Genomic DNA, 4,055 nt, shown 5'->3' with positions numbered 1-4,055 from the left:
GCCCGCTTGTGCGGGCGCAGCAGGTCGCCCAGCAGGCGCATGGACCGGGAGCGGACGGCGCGCGACGCCTCCTTGCCGAGGCGCGTCTCGTCGTCCGTGGCGGCGTCGGTGGGCCGGCGGCGGCCGGACGCCGCGGTGGTGTGATCCGTGGTCGCGGTCATGACAGCGCCTCCTGGCTCGTGGGCTCGGCGTGCCGGGGCCCGGCACTCCTGGGATCGGAGGGGTCCGGCGACGGGCTCTCGCCCTCGTGCGCCTCGTAGTCCTGTTCGAGGCTGGAGATGATGTACCGGTAGTGCGGGTCCGTGGCGAGCAGGTCGTGGTGCGTGCCGACGGCGGTGATGCGCCCGCCCTGCAGCACGGCCACCCGGTCGGCCAGGGCCACCGTGGAGGGCCGGTGCGCGATGATCAGGCTGGTGGTGGCCTGGAGCACGTCCCGCAGGCGGGCGGTGACGGCCTCCTCGGTGGTGACGTCGAGGGCGGACAGCGGGTCGTCGAGCACGAGCACCCGCGGCCGGGCGGCGATGGCGCGGGCCAGCGCGAGCCGCTGTCGCTGGCCGCCGGACAGCGACATTCCCTCCTCGCCGATCCGCGTGCCGACGCCGTCGGGCAGGTCCAGCACGAACTGGGCCTGGGCGACCTCCAGCGCCTGGGTCATGAGCGCCTCGCGCTCGGCCTCGGGCAGGTCGTCGCGCACGCCGAGCAGCACGTTGTCCCGCACGGAGGCGGAGAACAGCGTCGGGTCCTCGAAGGCGACGGCGACGCGTTCGCGCACCTGGGCGCGCGTCATGTCGCGCACGTCGACGCCGTCGACCTCGACGACGCCCGCCGTGACGTCGAAGAGCCGGGGAGCGAGCATCGCGAGGGTCGACTTGCCGGAACCCGTCAGGCCGACCAGGGCGGTGGTGGTGCCGGGCGGCAGCTCCAGGTCGACCTGGTCGAGCACGGGGCGGGCCGCGTCGTCGTAGCGGAAGGTGACGTTGCGGAAGGCGACGTGCCCGCCGGTATCGCCCGTGGCGGGCGGCAGGTCCGCGGGACGCGCCGGGTCGGTCAGGGGGTTGACCGTCTCGATCACCTCGAAGAACCGGTCGACGGCGGTGCGCGCGTTGAGCGTCATCGACAGGGTCATGCCGAGGTCGACGACCGGGCCGTTGATCACCGCGGTGGTGGTGAAGAACGCGACCAGCGCACCGAGCGTCATGTCGCCCTGCGCCACCAGGTAGACGCCGACCACGAGCGCGACGCCCTGCGTGACCTCGGGGATCACGCGCAGGGCGGTGGTCAGGCCGGCGTCGGTGGTGGCCTTGCGGATCTCGGTCTCGCGCAGCTCGGAGGCCTGGTCGGTGAACGAGTCCAGGGCGTCGGGGCCGCGGCCGAAGGCCTTGAGCACGCGGATGCCGTGCACGGACTCCTCGACGGTGGTGGCCAGGTCGCCCGACTGGTCCTGGGAGAGCCGCGAGATCTTGCGGTACTTGCGGGAGAACCGGAACGCCAGGATGGTCACCGGGATCGCGCCGCACAGGAAGATGATCCCGAGCCAGCCGCCGGTGGCCACCAGCAGGCCGACACCCACGACGATGGTCACGAAGCTGACCACGAGCTGCAGGATGCCGAACACGAGCCAGCGGCGCAGCAGGCCGAGGTCACCCATGATGCGGCTGAGCAGCTGCCCGCCGGGCCAGCGGTCGTGGAACGCGACCGGGAGGTCCTGCAGGTGCTTGAACAGCGCCATGCGCATCACGGCCTCGACGCGGGTGCCGGGGAACATGACGAGCGTGCGGCGCAGGAGGATCAGCCCGGCCTCGCCCACGCCGAGCGCGGCGACGAGGACGACGGACCAGATCAGCCCCGACCAGTCGTGCTCGCGGGCACCGGCGGTCAGCGGACCGTCGGTGACCCACTGCAGCACGCGCGGGATGGCGAGCGCCATGAGGCTGGCGCCGAGGGAGGCCGCCAGTCCCCCGACCAGGCGCGGCAGTGCGGGCCGGACGTAGGGGTGGAGGCGGCGGATCGACGCGAAGGTGCTGCGCTCCGCGCCGGGCGGGCTACTGGGGTCAGAAGAAGGATCGGATCGATTCGAGCGTTCGTCTGTGGGAGGCATCGCGACCATTATCCCGCCGGGCGCAAGTTGTTAGTTTCGGTAAGCACCTTTCGTCTTGTGACCTGCGCCACAACACCCCGCGCCGATGGCAGGGCGCGCCTCGGGCCCGGATTCAGCGCACGCGCACGGACAGGCAGGTCACGCAGCCCTCGAGCTTCTCGAACTCGCTCACGGGCGTGGTGCGCACGGTGAGCCCCCGCTCGCGCAGCAGCGCGGCGGTCCCGGGCGCCCCCTCGGACAGCAGGACGGTGTCCCGGTCCAGCACGACGACGGCGGTGCCCTCGGCCTCGGGCACCGCCAGGAAGGTCTCGAACACCGACGGGTCGTCGACCAGCGGTGGATACCCGATCACGGTGCCGTCCGGCAGCGCGGTGACGGCCGTCTTCAGGTGCAGCGCCTTCGTGACCGGCACCTCGACCACGGTCCAGCCGCGCGGCTCGAGCAGCGCCCGCAGCTGGGCCGCGCCGTCGGCGTCGGTGCGCAGCGTCCGGCCCACGTAGACCGTGCGGCCGACCTTGAGGATGTCACCGCCCTCCAGGGTGCCCGGCTCGGTGATCTCGGCGACCTCGCGGCCGGTCGCCGCGGCCACGGGCCGCATGGACTCGATCTCGCCGCGCCGGGACAGCGCCCCGGGCCGGGTCAGGACCGCCAGGTCGTCGAAGACCACCACGGTGTCCTCCACGAACACCCCGTCGGGGTGCTGGTCGGCGGCGGGAAGCTCGCGCACCGCCCAGCCCAGGTCGCGGAACACGTCCACGTACCGCGCCCACTGCGCCGCGGCAAGGGCCGCGTCGACGGGGACGCGCTCGAGGTGCGTCAGCTCGCCGTCGGCCAGTGCGGGCGACGGCGGGCGGACGAGCAGGGTGCGGTGCGCGGGCTCTGTGGTGATCATCCCGCGACGCTATCGCTCCAGGTACGCCATCCGCGCGACCTTGGGCCCCTGCGGCGACTCGAACGAGACCACCTCGCCCGCGGTGAAGCCCATGACCTGCATGCGGCGCAGCGCCTTCTCGTTGTGCGCGTCCGGCTCCCCCACCAGGCGGCGGGTGCCCGGCCCCGCGAAGAGGAACTCGCGCATGGCCGGCCCGAGCACGGTCCACGGGTCCTCTGGCGCGCCATGCCGTGCGACCGGGCCGCGGCTGCCGAGGAAGAAGTGCAGCCCGAGGTCGCCCGGGCGCACGTCGTAGGCGGTGCCGATCGGGTCGTGCTCCGGGTGGTAGGCCTGCACGAGCACCACGGGCTCGTCGTCCCAGCGCACGAGGTAGGCGTGGTGGGTCTCCAGGGAGTCCACGAAGGCGTAGGTGTCGCGCACCTCGTCGCGGGTGTGCTCCCCCATCCCCCAGAACGCGGCGCGTGGCCGCGTGAACCAGCCGTGCAGCAGGTCGGCGTCGGCGTCCGGGTCCAGCACGTGGGCCGTGACGACGCCGTGGTCCCCGAAGTCGCGGCGCCACACCTCGGCGCCGCGGGCGCCGTTCAGCAGGCGCAGGCTGGTGTCGGCCGGGCGCAGGCGCTCCCAGTCCGTGACGACGGCGGTGGTCCGGGCGTCGGCCCACGTGGCGTGCTGGTCGTCGAAGTGCACTCGGCCCGGCCGGCCGTCGGCACCGAACGGCACGCCCCACCGGCTCTTCGTGCGGTCCGACAGGTCCCAGACGTACCGGGCCACCGAGGCGCGATAGGCCGTGAGCGCCACTCCCGGCGAGCCGCCCGTGCAGCGCACCGACTCGTTGTTCCCCGAGACAGGAGCGGGCCGCACACCGAGCGGACGTCCGGGTACGGCGGGCGCCACCAGGTCGGGCACCGGCAGGAGCGGAGCCGGGACGTGCAGGTCGCCCCAGGTCGGTTCGGACGACGCAGATCCGTCGGACGACGCAGATCCGGGCGGCGCGGCGGCCACCTCGGCGAGCGCCGAGCTCGCCTCGGCCGCCACGTCGATCCGCAGCCGCCGCCCGTCCGGCCC

General features: G+C 73.7%; 3 protein-coding genes. All 3 read right to left on the bottom strand.

Annotated elements, in window-relative coordinates; translation table 11 throughout:
• Positions 1-157 precede the first annotated feature (157 nt).
• Complete coding sequence (locus PROKR_RS03880) at positions 158-2,098, bottom strand: ABC transporter ATP-binding protein (RefSeq protein ID WP_245605688.1); 1,941 nt, start codon at positions 2,096-2,098, stop codon at positions 158-160.
• 112 nt (positions 2,099-2,210) lie between these two features.
• Positions 2,211-2,990, bottom strand: coding sequence for a dimethylargininase (gene ddaH, locus PROKR_RS03875; RefSeq protein ID WP_036959688.1), 780 nt, complete (start codon positions 2,988-2,990; stop codon positions 2,211-2,213).
• 9 nt (positions 2,991-2,999) lie between these two features.
• Positions 3,000-4,055 (bottom strand): GNAT family N-acetyltransferase (locus tag PROKR_RS31330; protein WP_084800233.1); only part of this gene is annotated, 1,056 nt, incomplete at its 5' end.

The sequence above is a fragment of the Promicromonospora kroppenstedtii DSM 19349 genome (assembly GCF_000515355.1).
GTDB lineage: Bacteria > Actinomycetota > Actinomycetes > Actinomycetales > Cellulomonadaceae > Promicromonospora > Promicromonospora kroppenstedtii.
This window is presented reverse-complemented; position numbering and strand designations above follow the sequence as displayed.